The 21,031-nt window shown below is 70.9% G+C and carries 18 protein-coding genes; 8 read left to right on the top strand and 10 right to left on the bottom strand.

Going from position 1 to position 21,031, the window contains the following annotated elements:
- Positions 1-670 precede the first annotated feature (670 nt).
- Positions 671-2,278 carry a molecular chaperone DnaK gene (gene dnaK / locus D7X30_RS39135; protein WP_120568089.1) on the bottom strand — a complete coding sequence of 536 codons (1,608 nt, stop codon included), beginning with the start codon at positions 2,276-2,278 and terminating at the stop codon, positions 671-673.
- A 214-nt stretch (positions 2,279-2,492) separates the two neighbouring features.
- On the opposite strand from dnaK, the gene D7X30_RS39130 reads away from it, so the two are divergent.
- Positions 2,493-3,326 (top strand): class II glutamine amidotransferase, encoded by an 834-nt coding sequence (locus D7X30_RS39130; RefSeq protein WP_120568085.1) that lies wholly within the window; start codon positions 2,493-2,495, stop codon positions 3,324-3,326.
- A 9-nt stretch (positions 3,327-3,335) separates the two neighbouring features.
- Here the strand turns inward: D7X30_RS39130 and mrtX are convergent, their stop codons facing one another.
- Genes mrtX through polX form a run of 3 tightly spaced genes read right to left on the bottom strand, consistent with a single transcriptional unit; the run spans position 3,336 to position 6,449 of the window.
- Positions 3,336-4,061, bottom strand: a complete 726-nt coding sequence (gene mrtX, locus D7X30_RS39125; protein WP_120568084.1) for a myxosortase MrtX — start codon at positions 4,059-4,061, stop codon at positions 3,336-3,338.
- Positions 4,058-4,669, bottom strand: coding sequence for a trypsin-like peptidase domain-containing protein (locus tag D7X30_RS39120; RefSeq protein ID WP_120568083.1), 612 nt, complete (start codon positions 4,667-4,669; stop codon positions 4,058-4,060). Before D7X30_RS39120 ends, mrtX begins: the two co-directional genes overlap by 4 nt.
- A gap of 19 nt (positions 4,670-4,688) precedes the next feature.
- Entirely contained in the window at positions 4,689-6,449 is a 1,761-nt protein-coding gene (gene polX / locus D7X30_RS39115) for a DNA polymerase/3'-5' exonuclease PolX (RefSeq protein WP_120568082.1), read from the bottom strand.
- Between the two features lie 66 nt (positions 6,450-6,515).
- On the opposite strand from polX, the gene D7X30_RS39110 reads away from it, so the two are divergent.
- Positions 6,516-6,830: a Rieske 2Fe-2S domain-containing protein gene (locus D7X30_RS39110; RefSeq protein WP_014398081.1), complete on the top strand. Its 315-nt coding sequence runs from the start codon at positions 6,516-6,518 to the stop codon at positions 6,828-6,830.
- Between the two features lie 11 nt (positions 6,831-6,841).
- On the opposite strand, the gene D7X30_RS42475 is transcribed toward D7X30_RS39110, so the two are convergent.
- On the bottom strand, positions 6,842-7,021 hold the full coding sequence (locus D7X30_RS42475) for a hypothetical protein (RefSeq protein ID WP_199724679.1): 180 nt from the start codon (positions 7,019-7,021) through the stop codon (positions 6,842-6,844).
- Between the two features lie 54 nt (positions 7,022-7,075).
- Here D7X30_RS42475 and D7X30_RS39105 point away from each other — a divergent pair, with 54 nt between their 5' ends.
- From D7X30_RS39105 to eutB, 6 genes are all read left to right on the top strand, one after another.
- A complete protein-coding gene (locus tag D7X30_RS39105) occupies positions 7,076-7,543 on the top strand; it encodes a molybdenum cofactor biosynthesis protein B (protein WP_120594536.1) in 468 nt (155 codons plus the stop codon).
- Positions 7,544-7,556: 13 nt separating this feature from the next.
- Positions 7,557-8,486, top strand: coding sequence for a TIGR02757 family protein (locus D7X30_RS39100; protein WP_199724678.1), 930 nt, complete (start codon positions 7,557-7,559; stop codon positions 8,484-8,486).
- A 77-nt stretch (positions 8,487-8,563) separates the two neighbouring features.
- Positions 8,564-10,519, top strand: a complete 1,956-nt coding sequence (locus tag D7X30_RS39095; protein WP_120568080.1) for an ATP-binding protein — start codon at positions 8,564-8,566, stop codon at positions 10,517-10,519.
- Positions 10,516-11,673, top strand: a complete 1,158-nt coding sequence (locus tag D7X30_RS39090) for a dienelactone hydrolase family protein (RefSeq protein WP_120568079.1) — start codon at positions 10,516-10,518, stop codon at positions 11,671-11,673. The genes D7X30_RS39095 and D7X30_RS39090 overlap by 4 nt, the downstream gene beginning before the upstream one ends.
- A 44-nt stretch (positions 11,674-11,717) precedes the next feature.
- On the top strand, positions 11,718-13,115 hold the full coding sequence (locus D7X30_RS39085; RefSeq protein ID WP_120568078.1) for a hypothetical protein: 1,398 nt from the start codon (positions 11,718-11,720) through the stop codon (positions 13,113-13,115).
- Between the two features lie 128 nt (positions 13,116-13,243).
- Positions 13,244-15,481, top strand: a complete 2,238-nt coding sequence (gene eutB / locus D7X30_RS39080; protein ID WP_120568077.1) for an ethanolamine ammonia-lyase subunit EutB — start codon at positions 13,244-13,246, stop codon at positions 15,479-15,481.
- A gap of 27 nt (positions 15,482-15,508) precedes the next feature.
- On the opposite strand, the gene D7X30_RS39075 is transcribed toward eutB, so the two are convergent.
- From D7X30_RS39075 to D7X30_RS39055, 5 genes are all read right to left on the bottom strand, one after another.
- Entirely contained in the window at positions 15,509-15,766 is a 258-nt protein-coding gene (locus D7X30_RS39075; protein ID WP_120568076.1) for a hypothetical protein, read from the bottom strand.
- Positions 15,767-15,818: 52 nt separating this feature from the next.
- Entirely contained in the window at positions 15,819-17,306 is a 1,488-nt protein-coding gene (locus tag D7X30_RS39070; protein ID WP_120568075.1) for an NAD(P)/FAD-dependent oxidoreductase, read from the bottom strand.
- 188 nt (positions 17,307-17,494) lie between these two features.
- Positions 17,495-18,259, bottom strand: coding sequence for an energy transducer TonB (locus D7X30_RS39065; protein WP_120568074.1), 765 nt, complete (start codon positions 18,257-18,259; stop codon positions 17,495-17,497).
- Between the two features lie 117 nt (positions 18,260-18,376).
- Positions 18,377-19,102, bottom strand: coding sequence for a response regulator transcription factor (locus tag D7X30_RS39060; RefSeq protein ID WP_120568073.1), 726 nt, complete (start codon positions 19,100-19,102; stop codon positions 18,377-18,379).
- Positions 19,099-20,928, bottom strand: a complete 1,830-nt coding sequence (locus D7X30_RS39055) for a HAMP domain-containing sensor histidine kinase (RefSeq protein WP_120568072.1) — start codon at positions 20,926-20,928, stop codon at positions 19,099-19,101. The genes D7X30_RS39060 and D7X30_RS39055 overlap by 4 nt, the downstream gene beginning before the upstream one ends.
- Positions 20,929-21,031: the final 103 nt, after the last annotated feature.

Below are 21,031 nucleotides of genomic sequence, written 5' to 3'. Positions count from 1 at the left end.
TGGTCGGCCGGGCAGAGGCGGGCGCCTGGGGCGGAGTCACCGCGCCGACAGCAGGTATCGCGGTCACGGTGGGACGAGGCTGCGCGGTCGTCACCGGAGGCGCCCCCGTCGTGGGTGCTCCTCCCGCGGGAGGAACGGACGGCACACCACTGGACGATGCGGGCTGAGCCGTCGCCGGAGCCGCGGAAGCCACCGAAGGAACCTGACCCGACGCAGGCCGAGCCGTCGCCGGGGCCGCTGAAGCCACCGAAGGAACCTGACCCGACGCAGGCCGAGCCGTCGCCTGGGCCGCTGAAGCCACCGAAGGAACCTGCCCCGACGCGGGCTTCGCCGGAGGCACCGCGGGCACCTGACCCGAAGCGGGCCGAGCCGCCGCCGGAGCCACCGAAGGAACCTGCCCCGACGCGGGCTTCGCCGGAGGCACCGCGGGCACCTGACCCGACGCGGGCCGGGCCGCCGCCGGAGCCTGCGGGGGCGCGACGGGGGGCGGCGTGGCGCGGGCGACCGGCGCCGCCGCGGGAGGCCGGGGGGCTGCCGGCGGGACGGCCGGGGGCACGGAGGCCGTCACCCGGGGCAGGGCGGGCGTCGCCGGACGCGCGGGGGCCGGGGGCGCGGCGGGCCCTGGCGGCGCGCCAGAGTTCGGATCGGAGGGCTCGGACATCGGCGGTGCCTAGTTGGCCACGGCGGGCAGGTCGCTGCTGTTGTGGCCGGCGAGCCGCGTGTTGCGGTTCGACTGGATCGACTGCTGGATGTCCGCCTCCGTCATGCCGGACGACAACGTGATCGACGTGGACGTCTTCTGGCCCGTCTCCACGTCGCACGCGGACACGTTCACCAGGCCGTCCGTGTTGATCTCGAACGTCACCTCGATCTTCACCTCGCCGCGATACCCGATGCGGAAGCCCGAGAACTCGAACTCGCCCAGCATCTCGCACTCCTCGGCGCGGTTGGACTCACCCTGGTACACGCGGATCTTCACCTTCTCCTGCCCGTCGCGGCTGGTGGTGAAGGTCTTCGACCGGTCGATGGGCACCGGCGTGTTCTTGTCGATGATCTTCTCCGTGTACCCGCCCACGGTTCCAATCCGCAGCGTCAGCGGCGTGACGTCCACCAGGAACGTCTCCGTCTTGCTGTCCAGGAGCGCGTGCGACTGGAGCGCGGCGCCCATGGCCACGACCTGATCCGGGTTGATGCCCTCCAGCGGTTCCTTCTGGAAGTAGTGCTTCACCGAGTTGCGGATGATGGGCAGCCGCGTGGGCCCGCCCACCAGGATGACCGCGTCGATGTCCGCCGCCGTCAGCCGCGCGCTCTGTAGCGCCTCGTCGCAGACCTTGAACGTGCGCTGCACCAGGTCCATCACCATCCGGTTGAACTGGTCCTGGTTGAGCGTGTTGCGCAAGTCCATCACGTTGCCGTTGGCGTCCTGGCAGATGCCCTGGCAGAGGATGTCCGCGGTGCCGTTCTGGCCCACGTCGATCTTCGCCTTCTCCGCCGCGTCCTTCAGCATCTGCAGGCAGTACTTGTTCTGCCGCAGGTCCAGCCGCGTGCGGTTGAGGAAGTCCTCCGCCATCCACGTCATGATGCGGTCGTCGAAGTCGTCGCCGCCCAGGTACGTGTCACCCGCCGTGGCCAGCACCTCGAAGACGTCCTTGCCGATCTCCAGGATGGACACGTCGAACGTGCCGCCACCCAGGTCGTAGACGACGACGCGCTGGTTGACGTCCCGGCCGAAGCCGTAGGCCAGCGCCGCCGCCGTGGGCTCGTTGATGATGCGAAGCACCTCCAGGCCCGCGATGCGGCCCGCGTCCTTCGTCGCCTGGCGTTGGTTGTCGTTGAAGTAGGCGGGGACGGTGATGACCGCCTTGCCCACCTCGCGGCCCAGGTACGTCTCCGCGACGGCCTTCATCTCCTTGAGCACCAGCGCGGAGATCTCCGGCAGCGAATAGCTGCGCTCCCGCACGCCGATGCGCACCGAGTTGTTGTCGCCCTCGACGATGCGGTAGGGCATCACCGCCTGCGCCTTCTTCACCTCGTCGGAGAAGTAGTACCGGCCAATGAGCCGCTTGGCCGAGTACACCGTGTTCTCGGGGCTGGTGATGATGTTCTTCTTCGCCGCGTTGCCCACCAGCACGGACCCTTCCTCCAGGAAGGACACGCACGAGGCATGCGTCGTCTCGCCCCACTCGTTGGGGATGACCGTGGGCTGGCCTTCATGGACGACCGACACGCATGAGTACGACGTGCCCAGGTCGATGCCGATTGCGATGTCGTCCGCCATTCCGTCTCCGGTGAAGACCTGCACCCCGATTCCTCTGGGAGAGGGTCGTCGGGAAGCGCCCGGAGGTTAGGCGCCACGCTCCAGGGTGTCAATTCAATGGCTGATCAAATGCCAGCCATTTCAAGGGCTTAGCGCCAGAGCAGGGGAGCGGGTTCGCGGCGCTGAACCGGGGTCCCATGGACCTTATTTCTAGGGGTGAAGGGGGGAAATCACCATGTCCGCCATCCTCGCCGCCCTGTCGTCGGACCCCAACCTCCTCCGGTGTGAATTGCACCGGCTGGCCGGGCAGGTCGTCCTCCGCCCGGAAGCGCGCGCCAACGCCCTGGGGGTGGGCTCCTATGCCCAGGAGGAGGTCCTGCTGCGCCGCCTGGCGCCGGACCGGGACCTCACGCTGGACGACCTGGGACCTCCGCACGAATCGGAGGCGGTGCTCTTCCATGCGAGCCGGCTGCCGCTCGGCCTGTCGCCCGAGGACAACACCCAGCCCTTCCGGGCCCGCCACTGGTTGTTCGCCCACCAGGGCCCGCTGCCGGACTTCGAGCCCCTGCGCGCCCTGCTGCTTTCACGCGTGCCGGAGCACCTCCAGCGGCTGGTGCGCGGCCCCACGGATAGCGAGGTCCTCTTCGCCCTGTTCCTCACGCGCCTGCGGGAGCTGGGCCGCACGGATGATCCGCGCCTGGAGCCAGCCTCCGCCGGCCGTGTGCTGCGCGACACGATGCGCGAGGTGGAGGCCGCGCTCGTGCAGGTGGGGCAGCGGCGCCTGCCACCGCTCAACATGGTGGCCACCAATGGCACGGTGCTGGTCGCCACGCGTCGCGGTGAGGCCCCGCTGTATTACACGCGCCTGGAGGGCAGCGCGGAGTGCGCCCACTGCGGCGTGACGACCACGACACCGGAGACGCATCCGGAGGTGGGCGCGCACCGCCGCCGCCGCACGGTGGTGGTGGCCAGCCACGTGACGCGCACGCACGGTTGGGTGGAGCTGCCTCAGGGCGCGACGCTGACGGTGGGCGCGGACCTCCAGGTCCAGCACCTGCCGCCATCCTGAAAAGGGCCGCTACGGGCCGCCGAAGAAGGAGACCTCCAGGAAGCGCACGTAGAGGTTGCAGGCGGCGTGGAAGAGCGAGCAGCCGATGAGGGTGCCGGTGCGCTCGCGCATCCAGCCGAAGAGGAGGGCGGGGAAGAACACCGCCAGCCGCCACGTCTGGAAGATGGCCAGGTGGCCCAGCGCGAAGAGGAGCGCCGTCACCCAGAAGGCTCGCCCCAGCCGCGCGCCCAGCACCACGCGCCCCTGGGGCCAGGCGTCGCGCAGGCGGGCCTGGAGGTAGCCCCGGTAGAAGAACTCCTCCGGCAGGGCCACGACGAAGAGCTGATCAATCACCCACTCGCCGAAGCGCGGGGGCAGGCGCGGCTGGAAGTGGCCTTCGCCGATGATGGGCGTCAGGTGGTGCGCGAGCGCGGGCGGCAGGTGCGGCACCACCTGCACGAAGGCGGCGAAGCCCGCGAAGAACAGCGGCCCCACGATGGCGCACATCACCAGGAACAGCCGCACGTCCTGCTTCCATGCGCGCAGGGTGAGGCCGTAGTCGCGGTAGTCCTCGTCGCGCCAGCGCATGGGGATGAGCGGCAGGTAGAGGAAGCCCACCGTGGCCACCAGCTTGGGCACGCTGGTGCCCCCGGCGATGAGGAACGCCGCGATGATGCCCAGGAAGCCCAGCGCCCAGAGGCCCATCGCCTCCTGCACCGCGCTCAGCTTGAACGGAGGCCCCGAAGGCCGGCTCATGGCGCGTCCGCCGAGGCGAGCTCCGCCTTCACCGCGGACAGCAGCAGGGCGCGGGCGCCACGGCCCCGGCGCTCGACGACGAGGCCCACCAGCCGCCCGTCCCCGTCATACAGCGGGCTGCCCGGCGCGAGCGTCAGGTCCACGTCGAAGAACGGCGCGGGGGCGGCCTTCGCCACCGCGGCCTTGGGCGTGTCCCGCTGGCCCTTCTTGCGCGCGGGCATGACGCCCACCACCCAGCGGCCCGCGAGCCCCTCCGGCACCAGCCGCACCGGCGCCGCGGGCCACGTGCCCTGGGGACCCGCCACCACCGCGACCTGGAGCGCCGCGCTGGAGAGCACCACGCGCGCCGTCAGCGCATTGCCCGCGTGCACCACCTGGGCGGAGTCGGAGCCCACGTGCGACACGGCGGTGAGCACCTGGCCGTCCGCGCCCACGATGATGCCGGGGCCCGCGTTCTGGGGACCGCGCACGCGCACGGACGAGCGGGCGTGCAGTTCCAGCACGCGCTGGAGGTCGGCGCGCGACGGACGGGCCTCCGCGCTGGCCCACGAGGGCAGGGCCAGGAGGAGACAGAGGAAGGCGGGGACGAGCAGGAACGGGCGGAACATCTTCGCGCCCGGAAGCCTATCAGCGCTCCCGCAGGGCGGCGAGGAAGCTCTCCGCGGACCGGGTGTTGAGGATGTCCTTCTTCCTCGCCCAGCCCCGGCGCGCCGTGGCCACCGCGAAGGCCAGGTTCTTCAGGTCGTCCTGACGGTGCGCGTCGCAGCTCACCACCAGCTTCACCCCGCGCCCCACGGCCTGCCGTACGTACTCGGACTTGATGTCCAGGCGCGCCGGCTTGCCGTTGATCTCCACCGCGACGCCGCGCTCCCGGGCTCGCTCCAGCACCTCCTCCATGCGCAGCGCGTACGGCTCGCGGCTCTGGATGAGGCGGCCGGTGGGGTGTCCCAGGATGTGCAGGTGCGGGTTGTCCAGCGCGGCCAGCACCCGGCGCGTCATCTGGTCCTCGTCCATGGAGTGGCGCACGTGGATGGAGGCGATGACGACCTCCAACTGCTCCAGCACGCTGTCCGCGTAGTCCAGCGCCCCCGACTCCAGGATGTCCACCTCGATGCCCTTGAGCAGCCGCATGCCGGGCACCGCCGCGTTCACGCGGTCGATTTCGTCCCACTGCCGCTTGAGGTCGTCCACCTTCAGGCCGCCCGCGTGGATGGCCGCCTCGCTGTGCTCGGTGATGGTGAGGTACTTGAGCCCCAGCGCCTGGGCCGCGCGCGCCATCTCCTCCAGCGTGTTGCGGCCGTCGGACCAGGTGCTGTGCGCGTGCACCGCGCCCTGCACGTCCTCCAGGGTCACCAGGTCCTCCGGCAGCTTCCCGGCCCTGGCGGCCTCCACCTCGCCGTTGTCCTCGCGCAGCTCCGGCGGCACCTCCTGCATGTCCAGCAGCCGGTACAGCGTCGCCTCGTCGGGGACGGGGACCTTGGTGCCGTCCTCGCGGTGCACGCCCCACTCCGAAATCTTGAGACCCTTCTCGTGGCCCAGGTTGCGCAGCCGGATGTGGTGCGCCTTGGAGCCGGTGAAGTGGTGCAGCGCGGTGGCGAAGTCCTCGTCCGGCAGCACGCGCAGGTCCACCTGGAGGTCGCCCTGCACCATGCGCACGGAGCACTTGCTGTCGCCCTTGCCAATCACCGTGGCCACGCCCGGCGCGTTCGCGAGCGCGTCCAACACGGGCCCCGCTTCCTTCGCGGAGGCGATGAGGTCCACGTCGGACACGGTCTCCGCGCGACGGCGCACGCTGCCGCCCAGGCTTGCGCGCACCACGCCCGGGGCCTGGCGGATCCGCTCCAGCAGGCCCACCGCGATGGGGAGCGCGTCACCCAGCAGCTTCCGTTCGCCGCGGGCGCGCCGGTACACGGCGATGCCGTCCAGGAGCTTCGCCTCGCTCTTGGCGCCAAAGCCCTTGAGCGCCCGCACGCGGCCGTCGCGGCAGGCGAGCTCCAGGTCCTCGACGCTGCCCACCTGGAGCTCGCTCCACAGGGCAGCCACCTTCTTCGGGCCCACGTCCGGCAGCTTCATCAGCTCCAGCAGGCCGGCGGGGAACTGGGCCTTCAGCTCCTCGAATGCCGTCATGCGGCCGGTCGTCACCAGCTCGGTGAGCTTTTCGGCGAGCCCCGGGCCGATGCCCTGGAGCTCCTGCAGGCGGCCCTCCGTGACGATGGCGCCCAGGTCCTGCGGCAGGTTCGCGATGCGGTCCGCGCCGATGTCGTAGGCGCGGACGCGGAAGCCGCTCTGCCCCTGGAGCTGGAGCAGGAGGGACATGTCCCGGAGGAGCTGGGCAACGGCCGCCTTGTCGGTGAGCACGGCGGTGGAGGGTGTCACGTCGGGAGTCACGGTCGGGAAATTAATGCCGGGGGAACGGGGGTGCAGGCCCGGACGGGTTGTGGGAAAAGGAACGCAATGACGAAGATCAAGCTGGGCCCCGCGGACTTCGCCGAGAGGGAGATGCGGGGTTACGAAATCGGCAAGCGCAACGTCTGCATCGCGAAGATCCACGGCCGCTACAAGGGCCTCGATGACTGGTGCAACCACGCCGGATGTCTGCTGTCGGGTGGACGCCTCGAGGACAACATGGTCGTGTGCCCGTGCCATGAGGTCGGCTTCGACATGGACTCGGGGAAGAACGCGACTTCGCCCGGCGTCTGTGATGACCAGCCGACGGTGCAGCTCACGGTCGAGGACGGAACGCTCGTCGTCGACCTGCCCGACGTTTGAGCCTTCCTCATTCAGGAGCGTCCACCATGGGACACGACGGACACGATCACGACCATGACCACGGTCATGGCCATCACCACCACGGCCATTCGCACGACCACGGCCACGGGCATTCGCACGACCACGACCATGGCCACGGGCATTCGCACGACCACGGTCATGACCACGGCCACTCGCACGACCATGAACACGGGCACTCGCACGAGGGCTCCCCGGTGGCGGCGGAGCACAAGTCGCGCGCGCCGGTGCATGTCAGCGCGTATGTGGTGACGTGCTCGGACAGCCGGGACGAAGCGCACGACGGCAGCGGGAAGGACCTGCGCGAGGGCCTGGCCGCCGCGGGACACACCGTCGCCGGGCACACGGTGGTGAAGGATGATCCGGAGGCCATCCGGGGCGCGCTCGCGCAGGCTCAGGCCGCGGGGGCCCGCGCGGTGCTCTTCACGGGTGGCACGGGCATTGGCCGGCGCGACTGCACGGTGGAGACGCTGCGCGCGCTCTTCGAGAAGGAGCTGCCCGGCTTCGGCGAGCTGTTCCGGATGCTGTCGTTCCAGCGCATCGGCAGCCCCGCGATGATGTCGCGCGCCACGGCGGGCACCTACCAGGGGATGATCCTCTTCGCGCTGCCGGGCTCTCCGCAGGCGGTGCGGCTGGCGCTGGACGCGCTCATCCTCCCGGAGCTGGGCCACGCGGTGCGCGAGCTCACGCGTTAGGACTGGACGCGTGATGAAGAAGCGCCGTGTCGCGCACACCGGCTTGAGCACCCAGGCGGCCGACCTCCTGCGCCCCCGCCTGGATGCCTTCCTGGCCTCCACGGACCCGAAGGCGCGCATCGGGTTCGACCCGGTGGAGTTCCCCCACCGCTACACGGATCCACGCGACGTGGAGGTCAGCGCGCTGCTCGCGGCGGCGCTGGCCTACGGGCGCGCGGACCTCTTCCGCCCGAAGGTGGACGCGCTCCTGAAGCAGATGGGGCCGTCGCCCGCGGCCTTCGTACGCGCGCTGGACGTGAAGGGCGCGAAGGCGCTGCTCACGGGCTTCGTGTACCGCTTCAACGTGGGCACCGACCTCGCGGTGCTGCTGCTGGGCATGGGCCGCGCGCTGCGCGAACACGGCAGCCTGGAGGCCTTGTTCGTGCGGGGCTTCCAGGCGAGCGGCACGCTGCACGGGGCGCTCGCGGCCTTCACCGCCGCGCTGCGGGACGTACCCATGGACTCGCTCCGCGAGGCGATGGGGCCGGAGCGGGGACTGCATCACCTGCTGCCTTCTCCGCTGGGGCCGGGCGCGGCGAAGCGCCTCAACCTGTACCTGCGCTGGATGGTGCGCGGACCGGACGCGGTGGACTTCGGCATCTGGAAGCAGGTGCCCACCTCCGCACTGCTGGTTCCATTGGACACGCACATCGGACGCATGGCGCTCCACCTGGGACTCACGCAGCGTACGGACCTCACCTGGCGGACCGCCGAGGAGGTGACGGCATCGTTGCGGGCGCTCGATCCCGAGGACCCCGTCCGCTACGACTTTGCTTTGTGCCACTACGGAATGAGTGGCGCCTGCCCGGCGAAGACACTGCCCCACCACTGCGAGGGTTGCTCGCTCCTACCTTCCTGCAAGGTAGGCCCCCGCGTCGTCGCGCGCGGTTCACTGCAATTCTGAGTCCCACCCGACCCGGAAATGGGCTACGGGCAGTCCGCGCGGCCCCGCGTTGACGGGTTGGCGCGGTCAAGGCTGCAATGCGGTCGGGCGACGCGGGGAGGATGATCCCGCGGGGCGTGAGGAGCGACGCGGTGCACGCAATGCTGGTGGCGGTTCCAGCCCCGGTGGCCCAGGACGTGGAGCGCGACCTTTGCGCCACGGCCGAGGGGCGCGCGTGTCGTGTGATCCGCGTGGAGTCCCCGCCGGAGCCGCTGCCCGAAGGACTCCTCGTCCTGTGGGATCACGGCGGTCCGCTGGAGGCCGTGAAGGCGCGCTGCCAGTGGGCACACGCGCGCCGGTTGCAGACGCGCACGTGGCTGGTGGTGTTGACGAAGCGCGAGGGCGAGGAGGCGGAGGCGCTGGTGGCCGCGGGCGCGGACGAGTGCGTGGCGCCGCCCGGCACGCGCTGGGGCGCGAGGCTCGTGGCGCTGCGGCGCAGGTCCTCGGACGGGGACGCGCAGGCGCTCCGGCGGGCCCGCGACATGTTCCAGGGCGCGCTGGACGCGGTGCCGGAGCCGCTGTTCATCAAGGACCGCGAGCACCGGCTCGTGGCGGTGAACAGCGCCTACTGCCGCCTGCTGGATCAACCCGCCGATGCGCTGCGGGGCACGGTCTCCTCGGCGCAGGTGCCGTCGCACGAGGCGGAGGCGTCATGGCGCCAGGACGAGCGCGCCTTCACCACCGGTCAGACCGTGGAGGACGAGGGCTCCTTCACCGACGCCAAGGGCCGCTCGCGCGAGGTGCTCACGCAGCGGGCCGCGTACATGCTGCCCAACGGCGAGCGCTTCCTGGTGGGGCTGGTGCGCGACGTCACCGAGCGCTCCCGCCTGGAGACGCAGCGGCGGCTGGCGGAGCGGATGACGTCCGTGGGCACGCTGGCCGCGGGCGTCGCGCATGAAATCAACAACCCGCTCTCGTACGTGACCTCCAACCTGGCCTACCTCTGGGAGCGCGTGGCGCAGCCGGTGGTTCCGGTGCCGACCGAGCAGCTGGAGGAACTGCGGCAGGTGGTGGCGGAGGCGCTGGAGGGCGCGGGGCGCGTGCGCTCCATCGTGCGCGACCTGCGGACGTTCTCGCGCACGGAGGAGGAGCAGCACGGTCCGGTGGACGTGCGGCGCGCGGTGGAGGGCGCGATCAAGCTGATGCGCGACGATCTCCAGCACCGCGCGTGCATGGCGTGCGACCTGGAGCCGGTGGCCGCGGTGCACGGCAACGAGGGCCGGTTGGGCCAGGTCGTCACGGGCCTGCTGACGAACGCGCTCCAGGCCTTCGGCGACCGGCCCCCGGAGGAGAACCTCATCAAGCTGCGCGTGCGTCCGGGCCGCGAGGGCCACGTGCTCATCGAGGTGGAGGACAACGGGCACGGGATGCCCGCGGAGGTGCGCCAGCGCATCTTCGATCCGTTCTTCACCACGCGCTCACCCAAGGGCGGCACGGGCCTGGGCCTGTCCATCTGCCTGACGCTGGTGCACGCGATGGGCGGCCACATCGAGGTGGCCAGCGAAGAGGGGCAGGGCAGCCTCTTCCGCGTGGAGCTGCCGGCGCTCACGTTGCCGCCCGAAGCCGCCCGGACCGCGCAGGCCACCCCGGCCGTGGCGGAGGACCCCGCGCAGCCGGTGCGCGCGACGCGCGACCTGCGCCGGTTGCTGCTCATCGACGACGAGCCGGCGGTGGGCAGCGCGGTGAGCCGCCTCTTGCGAAACCTCTACGAGGTGCACGTCATCCAGGACGCGCGCGAGGCCCTGAAGCGCCTGTCGCACGGCGAGAAGTTCGACGCCATCCTCTGCGACCTCATGATGCCGGGCATGAGCGGCATGGACTTCCTGGTGGAGCTGGAGCGGCTGGCGCCGGAGCTGGCGCCGCGCACCGGCCTGATGACGGGCGGGGTGAACCCGCAGGCCCGTGAGTTCGTCGGCCGCCGCGCGCGAGAGCTGCTGGAGAAGCCCTTCGAGCGCGACCAGCTGTGCACCTTCGTCGAAACCCTGATGCAATGAAGCACCGGACGCGCTGGACGCTGGGGGCCGTGCTGGCGGCCCTGCTGGTCGCGGCCTTCTTCCTGGTGCCGCCCGAGCTGCGAGGGCTGTCCTTCGTGCTGCGCGCGGCGGGGCTCCACGGCACCACGGCCACTGCCCTGGCCAGCAGCTACGGCACCGGGGCCTTCAGCGTCGCGGACCTGAGCATCCCCACGCGCCACGGGCCGATGCGTGGGCGGCTCTACCGTCCGGACCGGCGCAGGGGACGGCTCATCGTGCTCACGTCGGGCGTGCACGCGGCGGGCATCGACGAGCCCCGGCTGGTGAGGCTGGCGGAGGACCTGGCGATGGGCGGACATCCGGTGCTCACGCCGGAGCCGCCGGACCTGCTGCGCTACGAAATCACGCCGTGCCTGCCGGACGACATCGAGGACACGGCCCTGTGGGCGCTGGGACCGGGAGCGCTGGCGCCGGAGGGGAAGGTGGACCTCTTCGGCATCAGCTTCTCCGGAGGGCTGTCCGTCGTCGCGGCGGGCCGGCCCGCGCTGCGCGACAAGGTGGCCGCGGTGCTGTCCTTCGGCGGGCACGGCGATCTGTCGCGCGTGCTGTCCTTCCTGTGCACGGGCGTGCAGGCGGACGGGGTGCACCGCAAGCCGCACGACTACGGCGTGGTGGTCATCCTGCTGAACGTCGCGGACCGGCTGGTGCCGCCGGAGCAGGTGAAGGCCCTTCGCGAGGGCGTCCTGAAGTTCATGCACGCGTCGCACCTGACGCTCGTGGACTCGAAGCAGGCGGAGGCCGCGTTCGCGGAGGCGCGCGCGATGGAGTCCACGCTGCCGGAGCCCGCGGCCACGCTGCTGCACCAGGTGAACACACGCGACGTGGCCGCGCTGGGGACCCGGTTGCTGCCCTTCGTGAAGGACTTCGCCGGAGACCCGTCGCTGTCGCCGGAGCGCTCCCCCGCGCCCCGGGCGCCGGTGTACCTGCTGCACGGGACGGACGACTCGGTCATCCCCGCAATCGAATCCACGCTGCTGGCGCGCGCGCTGGAGCCACACACGCACGTGCACCTGCGGCCCACGCCGCTCATCACCCACGCGGAGATGGACCGGCAGGTCAGCGCGATGGAGGCGCTGAAGATGGTGCGCTTCTGGTCGGCCCTCCTCGGCGAGTAGTTCGCCACCGCGCGACTTGACGGGCGAGCCTGGAAGCGGCTGCCATGGCGGGCATGTCCGTGTCCCTCATGGTGTCGTTCGGGCTGGGTTGGCTGTTGGCGGCATCGCCCTCGCAGGCGGGGCGCATCGTTCCGTGTACGCCGGACTCCGCTGATTGGAAGGCGGCGCAGGAGGAGCTGTCCGCGTTCGACGCGCGGATGGAGGCGCTCCTGGAGGACGGTGAAGGGGAGGAGGCGCGGACGGGCCTTCAGTTGCTGCTGGGCCACCGCTGCTTCAGCATCGCTCGCGAAGAGGAGACGCGGGAGCCGCTGACGTGGGACGAGGAGCACCGCGTGCCCGCGCTCGCGTTGAAGACGTGGTGGCGCGACGGGGGCAAGGCGTACTTCGCATCCCAGTTGGAGCTGGGCCGTCCCGGCGCCCACACCGTGGTGATTGCGCCGGATCTGCGCGACGTGCTGTCTCGTGAGACCTCACCGAAGCACCGGCTGGCGCCCCTGCTGTGCCCCACGAAGGCCGGGACGTGCGGCGCGGAGACGGAGGCCTGGCGCGTCAGGGCGGAGCAGACCGCCCTCCTGCCACGGAACCGGCGCTACAGGGATTCTGGTGACCGTGCCGCTCCTCGCCCGGACTGTGCGGCGGTCGCCCGGAAGCGTCCCTTGCGTGGACGCTACAAGGCGTGGCGCGAGTGCATGGGGGACAGCGAGGGCGCGCGCCCCCTGCAATCGGCGTTGCCGCTGGGACGCATCCGCGCACCGATGGATGGCTGGCTGGTGGTCCGGGGGAGGCGGGGGCACTACACGTTCTGCGACCAGGTCGATGCGTTCCACCTGGCGACAGGCACCACGTATCGCTCGAGCAGTTGCTCCAAGTTGCGCATTGCATACCGAGGCAACGTGGACACGGCGGAGACGGATGCCGCGCGCAAGGCCCAGGTGACCGTGGGACGGGTGGCGCCGGAGCGCCTGCGTGAGCTGACGTGGATGATGCTGATGGAGCCGGAGGTGCGGGACGGCGTGCAAATGGCGGCCCTGCGCGTCCCGGTGCCGAAGGGAATCCCGATCGAGTGGCCCGCGAAGAACGATGATCGAGGAAGAGGCGGCTTGTCCGGAGCTGGTGCTTGGAACTCAGGGCAGACGCTCCTGGGATGGACCTGGCTTCCGCCCGCGAACGAGGAACCCTGGTCCGGCGAGTTCACGTTCCCCATGACCTATGAGCTGGGGGAGGACCACATCAACGTCCTCCTGGAGGAGACAGAAGCAACGTTCCAGGAGGGATGCCCGGCGGTGCCGCCGCCCGTCGCGCTGCTTGACCACACTCGCGAACCTGGCGTCAGCGACGTGGATGCGCCGGAAGGCGTGGGGCATGAGCAGGACGCGCGCGTGATGGCCCTGCGCACCTGGAGCCCTCCTCCGGGATGCACGCCAGGTCGTGACGGCGGCTGAGCCTCGGTGACAGCCTGACGATTGCAACACCAAGCATCGTGAGGGGGCAGCCGTCCAGGCGTCACGCAGGTGACAAGGCCTTGGGGGGATGGTGGCGCGGCGGGGCCGCCGGTTAAAGCTCACGCCCCATGAACGTCCGCATCCCCGACGTCCTCCCCCACGAAGACGTGTTGGACTACGTGCAGCGCCTGCGCGGCGGCTTCGATGCGCGGCTGTATCAGCAGGTGTTGGGCGCGGCGAATGCGTTCAAGGAAGGCGACGAGGCCATTGGCGTCGCGGCGGCGGACGAGGAGTCGCGGCGCAACGCGCGGACCCTGTTGTCTCGCACGCGGCTGGACGACCTGCACGCGCATCCTCCGTTCGAGGACCGGCTGTATGTCTTCAACCTGGAGGCGTGGGACGCGGCGCGCTGGAAGCGCGTGGCGGATTGGACGCTGGGCCGGCTCAAGGGCTTCCTGCTCACCGCGCCGGAGCCCCAGGTGCATGACGCACTGGACGGGCTGCCCAGTGACGTCATCGCGTGCGTCGTGAAGTTGATGAGCGACGCGGAGCTGAAGACAGTCGGTGGGCGCATCTTCCATCCGTTGCCGGGCAGCCGAGTGGGCGCGAAGGGCTACCTGGGCGCTCGGCTTCAGCCCAACTCACCCACGGATCATCCCGAGGAGATCCGCTGGCAGGTGTTCAACGGGTGGTCCTTCGCGGTGGGCGACGTGGTGCTGGGGACCAACCCGGTGTCGTCGGACGTCACGTCGGTGGCCGCGGTGGAGTCCGCGCTGCACGACGTGCTGGTGACGTTCGGGTTGGAGGAGGTGATACCCCACTGCGTGCTCGCGCACATCGACGTGCAGGCGCAGGTGGAGGCGATGCGGCCGGGCACCACGGGCATCTGGTTCCAGAGCCTGGGTGGGAACGAAGCGGCCAACCGCACCTTCGACGTGACGCTGGAGAAGATGGTGGCGCACGCGGCGGCGCGCACCGGGCGCTGGGGCCTGTACTTCGAGACGGGGCAGGGCGCGGACGCGACGAACGGGCACCACCACGGCACGGACATGCTCATCCACGAGTCGCGCAAGTACGGCTTCGCGCGAGCGCTCAAGCGCCGCGTGGCCCTGGCGCAGGTGGGCGCGGGGCGGGACGCGGCGCCGTGGGTGCACGTCAACGACGTGGCGGGCTTCATTGGCCCGGAGGTGTTCCGCACGCGCGAGCAGCTGGTGCGCTGCTGCCTGGAAGACATCGTGATGGGCAAGCTGCACGGCCTCACGCTGGGCCTGGACGTGTGCTCCACGCTGCACATGGACGTCACGCTGGATGACCTGGGCTGGTGCCAGGAGCAGCTCGCGGAGGCCGGGCCCGCGTACCTGATGGCGCTGCCCACTCGGAATGATCCGATGCTCAGCTACCTCACCACGTCCTTCCAGGACCACGTGCGGCTGCGCGAGCGGTACGGCCTGAAGGTGGATGACCGGATGTGGGCGTTCTTCCAGCGCCTGGGTGTCATCGACGCGGACGGCCGGCCCACGAAGCACTTCGGCGACCCGGCCCACGTCTACGTGCACTACCGCCGCCACAAGGGCGACACGCGGACGGAGGCGGAGCTGCGCGTGGAGGCGGAGGCGAAGATGGCGGAGGTGCGTGCCCGGGGCGTGCCGCTGGCGGTGGGGCATGGCGAGGCGCCCTGGACGCTGGAGCCCTCGCTGGAGCGGGAGGTGCGCGGCCTCTACGACGACGGCAAGGTAGGGCTGTGGTCGGAGCTGTCCGACGCGGCGGTGGAGGCCCTGCCGGGCGCGGTGCGGCTGCGGACGCGCTCCGAGGACCGGCGCGACTACATCCTGCACCCGCCGTCTGGCGAGTCGCTGGACGAGTCCTCGGAGGCGACGGTGCGCGCGCTGCGGGAGCGGCACGCGGGCCGGTACGACGCGCAGGTGGTCGTGTCGGACGGGCTGGATCCGCGGTCGCTGATGGACGAGGGCCACCTGACGCCGTTCCTGGCGCGGCTTCGCGCGGAGCTGGAGGCGACGGGCTGGAGGGTGGCGCCGGAGGTGCTGGTGGTGAAGCACGGCCGGGTGCGCGCGGGCTACCAGGTGGGCCACCTGCTGTTCGGCGCGGAAGGGGACCTGCGTCCGCGCGCCCTGGTGCATGTGATTGGCGAACGCCCCGGCTCCGGGCACCACGCCTTCTCCGCGTACCTCACCGTGCCGGACGCGGACACCTGGGCGAAGCCGGGCGCGGTGGACCACGACCGCACCCGGCTCATCGCCGGAATCTCGGACACCAGCATCCGGCCGGAGGACGCCGCCGTGGAGTCAGCGCGGATCCTCGCGGAGACGCGGACTTCCACCGCCCCCGTGGTGTCGGGGGTGGCCTAGCAGCCGATGCTGTCTGCATTCAACGGCTCAGCACTCCTGGATGTACTCCGAGTAGACTGACCGGCCGCCCCAGTAGTAGAGCCCTCCGCAATAGCACCCATACTCACCAATGAGCTGGGTGTGCGCGGCGTCGCTGTAGTACCGGTACAGGTTCGCGTTCGGCTCGTTGGAACAGTCCGGCAGCGGCGCCTCCTGCGTGGCCAGGTTCGGCTCGGACTCCTGCTCCATGGGACCGCCACAGCCCACCGCCATCGCCAACAGACCGCCCATCAGAAACGTGCGCATGTGTCCTCCGTGAGGGGGCACAAACCATACGCGGTTTACGTCAGACAATGCTTCAGCGCACCGCGGCGATGCTTGCCGCGGTGCGCACGCCACCCACCGCGGTGGCCAGCGTGCTCTGCCCCGGGAACACGGAGTCCCCCACGAGCCACAAGCCACGCTGCGCCTGGAACGGTCCCAGGATGCGGTAATTGTCCAGCCCCGCGCGCCGGGGAACGCCGCCCACCGCGCCGGCCTCTCGCAACGTGAAGCGCTGGAACGTGCGCGGCGACGCCGTCATGACGTGCACGACGTTGGCCATCCACTCCGGGAGCAGCGCGTCCAGGTTCTCGCGCATGCGCGCATGGAGCCCGGCGAACCAAGGCGCCTGTTCCTCCGGCGTCATGCCCACGAGCTTCTTCAACGACACGTGCGTGGACACCGTCACCGTGCGCTGTCCCGGCCGCGCCCGTCCTTCGTCCGACGCTCCGCTTACTGAGGCGAAGAGGTGGTTGCCTTCGATGAACGGTGCCTGCTCATCGCGCACCAGTTCGAAGTGATGCGCGCTGGCGGAGTCACCTTCGGGAGGCCGCACCACGAGATAGAGCATCGCCGCGCCCCAGCCGTCGTCCACGCGCTCCGCGAGCGCATCCACCCGGGGCATCCGCCCCACCGGAACCTCCAGCAGCGTGCGCAGCCCTTGAGGCAATACGTTGGCCACCACATGCCGGGCGAGCAGCTCACCCCTGCGCGCCGTCACCCGCCAGCCCCCATCCACCGGAGTCACCGCGCGCACCCGGTTCGCCATGAACACGTCACCGCCCCGGGCCGAAATGGCCTTCGTCAGCGCCGTCGCCAGCCGGCCGATGCCGCCCCGGACATGGCCCGTGCCGCGCCAGTAGTAGTCCATCGCCGCGAACGCGAACGGCGCCTCCGCCTCCGCCGCGGGGCACTGCACGGTGATTTGACAGAGCGCATCCAGGTACGTGCGCAGCGGCGTGAAGCCCTCCAGCCCGTGATGCGCGAGCACCGCGCCCAGCGGGCGGCCCAGCCACCGCGCCAGCGGCGCGTACGACCACGCGCGCCCCGCGTGCCGCATCAGCGTCTTCAGGTTCAACGGCGGCAACAGCTCCGGGTCATCGAACAGCGGCCACAGCGCACCGGCCACCTGTCCCTGCAACTCGAAGAAGCGCCGCACGCCTCGCACGGGCGCTCCAGGCAGCGCACAGAGTTCCGCGATGAGCCGGTCCCGGTCGCGGTGCACCGGCAACCGCATCCCCGGGGTTCGCAGCTCCACCAGGGGATCCAACCAGTCCACCGTCACGTCCAGCGCATGCTCGCGGATCCACCGGCCGAAGATCTGATGCTCACCGAAGCCGGAGAACAGCGTGGCGTCGGATTCGAAGCCGTAGCCACCACGCCGGAAGGTGCTCGCGCAGCCGCCCGGGTAGTTGAGCCCTTCGCACAGCGCCACCCGGGCGCCCCGGCGGCACAACTCCAGCGCCGTACCCAGGCCCCCGAAGCCCGCACCCACCACCACCGCGTCGTACCAGGTGTCCGCCATGGCTCGAGTGAAAGGACCGGCACCGGAAGCGGGCCGGGGGAGACCCGCTCCTTCCGGTGCCGGTATCGCGCACATGGCCAGGCGCGACGGGAGTCTCCTAACGGGCCCGCACTCCCGCCGCGATTCTTTTCCCCACTCGAGGGGGAGACAGGCGGCCAGCCGCTTCCACTGGCGGACACCCGCCCCTGCTACCGGGGCATCTTCAGCCTGATGTTGAACGTGTACGACACGTTCACCGGACGGCCCTGGAAGGTCAGAGGCTGATACGTCCGCGAGTAGAGGGACTCCAACACCGCGTCATTCATGAACGGCAGGCCCTTGATGATGCGGCAGTCGCGCACCCGGCCCTCCGTGGTGATGACGCACTTCGCGATGATCATCCCCTCCACGCCCGCGCGCTGCGCATCGAGCGTGTAGCTGAACTGCGAACCACTCAGCATCTTCGGGGGCGTCATCCCACCCTGGAAGGGCAGCACGTCCGTGCCCGTGGGCGCGGTCGGCACGAGGCTCGCCACGGCGAGCGCGCCGATGGGGCTGGTGCTGTTCGGATCCCCGTTCGGGTCACCCACCGGACCGGTCTCGCCCGTGCCCGTCGCGTCGGTGGTGGCCGCCGCGTCCGCGATGGTCGTCGGCTCCGGATCCGGCGTCGCCTCCGGCGGATCCGCGGGCAGCGGCTTCGGGTTCAGCGGGATGCGGTCCGTGCGCGGCTTGGGCTTCGGCTTCGGTGCGGTCGTCGTGGCCGGCTTCGGCTGCACGGCCTGCTTCGTCCCCAGCTGGATGGTAGGCGGACGGAAGACGAGGTCCCCGAGCGGCTTCTCGACGATCTCGGGCGCGCGGCCGGAGATGAAGAACACCAGGCCCAGGAGCCCCGCGTGCACTCCGATGGACACCCACGCGCCCGTGCCGAACCGTCCCGAGCGCACTCCCCGCCGTTCGATGACCGACTCAAACATCTGACCCGCCTCCTGTTCGGGGCGGACGCTCCAGGCGTCCCGTCCCCACAAGATGCAAGGTACGAAGTCCCGCCAGTCGAAAGGCCGACGGGGCTCCATGTGTTGGTCATGGTTGCGTCATGACGGGCCGCCGCCCAGGACCTCCATGCGGTAGCCCACGCCGCGCAGCGTGTGGATGGTGAAGCCGGACGTGCTCGTCCACCCGAGCTTCTTCTTCAGGTTCGACACGAAGTTGTCCACCGTGCGCGGATCCACCACGACGTCGCGGCCCCACACCGCGTCCAGGATTTCGCCCCGGGGCAGGGCGCGGTCGCGGTGGCGCAAGAGGAACGCCAGCAGGTCGAACTCCGTGCGCGTCAGGTCCACTTCACTGCCGTCCGCCCGCAGCACCGCGCGGCGGCCCAGGTCCAGCGTGAAGGCGCCAAAGGTCACCACCTGCGGCGGCGCCGTGCCCGCGCGGCGCACCAGCGCCTGCACACGCGCGAGCAGCTCTCGCAGCCGGTAGGGCTTGGTGAGGTAGTCCTGCGCGCCGGCCTCGAAGCCGCGCACCAGGTCGTCCTCCAGCGAGCGCGCGGTGAGCATCAGCACCATGCTCTTCACGCCCTCCGCGCGCAGGCGGCGGCAGAAGCTGTAGCCGTCCTCGCCCGGCAGCATCACGTCCAGGATGAGCAGGTCGAACACCCGCGACTCCAGGTGCGGCGCGGCGTCCTTCGCGGACGGGGCGTCCGTCACGTCGTAGCCTTCGTCGCGCAGGTTGTCGCGCAGGCCCATGCGCAGGTTGGCGTCGTCCTCGACGATGAGGATGGTGGGGCGGGTGGTGGAGCCTGGCGTCTGCGTCGTCATCGGCGCGTCTCGGGAAAGGTCAGGGCGAAGGTCGTGCCTTCGGGACCGGAGGAGGCCACCTGGATGCTGCCCTGGTGCAGGCCCATGATTCTGCGGCACAGCGCCAGCCCCAGGCCACTTCCATGCACTTCCGGCCCGGGCGTTGTCAGACGGTAGAAGTCCTGGAACACGCGCTCCCATTCCTCCGGGGGAATGCCCACCCCGTTGTCGCTGAAGAGCACCGTGGCGCCAAAGCCCGGCTGCGGATAGGCGCGCACCGTAAGGACCACCGGGCTTCGCAGGTTGTAGAGACAGGCGTTGCGGCCCAGGTTGGCGAAGAGCATCCGCACGAGCGACGCGTCCGCGTCCAGCTCCACGTCCCCCACGTCCGAGCTCAGCTCCACCGGCACGGTGACGGCGTCCATCAGGTCGTCGCGCAGGTTGCCCACCGCCTCCTCCAGCCGCACGCGCGCGGGCCTGAGCGCCCATCGCCCCTTGTCGATGCGGTTGAAGGACAGGATGTTCTCCACCAGGAAGTGCAGCCCCTCCGCCGCGCGCACGATGCGGGTGGGGTAGTCCCCCGCCTCCGGACTCTTGCCCAGCCGGCGCTCCAGCGTCTCCCCCAACAAGCGGATGGACGCGAGCGGCGTGCGCAGTTCGTGGGACACGGTGGAGACGAAGTCGCTCTTGAGCTCCACGAAGCGGTACTTGCGCTGCTGGGCCACCACCGCCAGCGCCGCGATGGCCGACGCGAGCGCGCCGCATGCCGCGACGAGCAGCGTCTTCAGGCCGTACCGCGCCTCGATGTCCGCCTCCGCCGCGGCCCAGCCGGGCGTGGCCACCTCCAGCCCCGGATGCTTCAGGGGCCGCGCCACGCCGCCGGGCCCCAGCCGCACCTGGCCATCCCGGGGGATGAGGTTGCGCCCGCGCAGCTCCTGCGTCAGGTCCGACAGCAGCGCGCCCATGTCCACGGCCAGCCCGTGCACCTGCTCGGCCGCGGGCTCCACGTACCATTGCTCCGCGAGCAGCGTGGGGCCGTCCAGCGGCTCCGGCAGCACCAGGGCGCCCGCGCCGGCCTCCTGCACGCGCGCCACGAAGGCTTCGGACGGCTCCGACAGGGTGCGGCTCAGCGCCACGATGCGCGCCTGGAGGAAGTTGAAGTCCGGCTGCGTGAGCTGGGACCGGGCGCGCAGCAGGTTGCGCTGCAGGCCCGCGTCCCGCGCCATGCCGCCCAGCTCCTCCGGAAGGCCTTCGCGCACCAGCGCCCGGATGAGGGGCTGCGTGTCCTCGCCGCGTTGCAGGTACTCCACCATCAGCAGGGTGAAGGGCAGCTCCTGATCCGCCGGCAGCGGGTGCGCCGCGTGGTAGCGCAGCAGGGACTCCACCGCCGCGTCCTTGCGCGCCTCGCTGCCGGAGGCCAGCGCGGCCTCCGTCGCGCGCAGCCGGGCCAGCCGCTCCTGGTAGGGCGAGGGGGCCTGACCGTCCCCCAGCGCGTGCGCCAGTATCGTGTAGTTGGCCTGGGCCGGGACGTCCGCGCCCTCCCGGGGCCAGTCCACGCGCGGCAGGAACTGGTGGCCGCGGAAGAGCAGGTAGTAGCCCTCGGCGGGCAGCAGCGGGTCGCCCACGGCCGCGTTGAGCTTCGGCAGGTGGGTCTTCATCATCTGCGCGAGCGCGGTGCGCAGCGACTCGGCCGCCAGCTGCTCCAGGGCAATGCGCCGCGAGCGCACCTGGGCGCGCGCGTCCTCACGCTCCTGGGTGAAGATGCGCTGGAGGCTCACCAGCCCCCATCCGAGGGCCAGCAGTCCGCAACCCAGGGCGAGCAATGTGGGGAGGAGTCGGCGCAGCATTCGCGTCCCGCGGGACTGTAGCAGTGTCGACAGGTTTGCGGGCCTGGAGCCTCCAGGGTGAATAAAGTGGGGGAAGCCCGCGTCCCCTCGGGTGTCTGAAGAT

Origin of the sequence: Corallococcus sp. AB011P, from assembly GCF_003611605.1 — a bacterium.
GTDB lineage: Bacteria > Myxococcota > Myxococcia > Myxococcales > Myxococcaceae > Corallococcus > Corallococcus coralloides.
The sequence above is the reverse complement of the archived record's forward strand: the minus strand, read 5'-3'. Positions and strand labels throughout refer to the sequence as shown.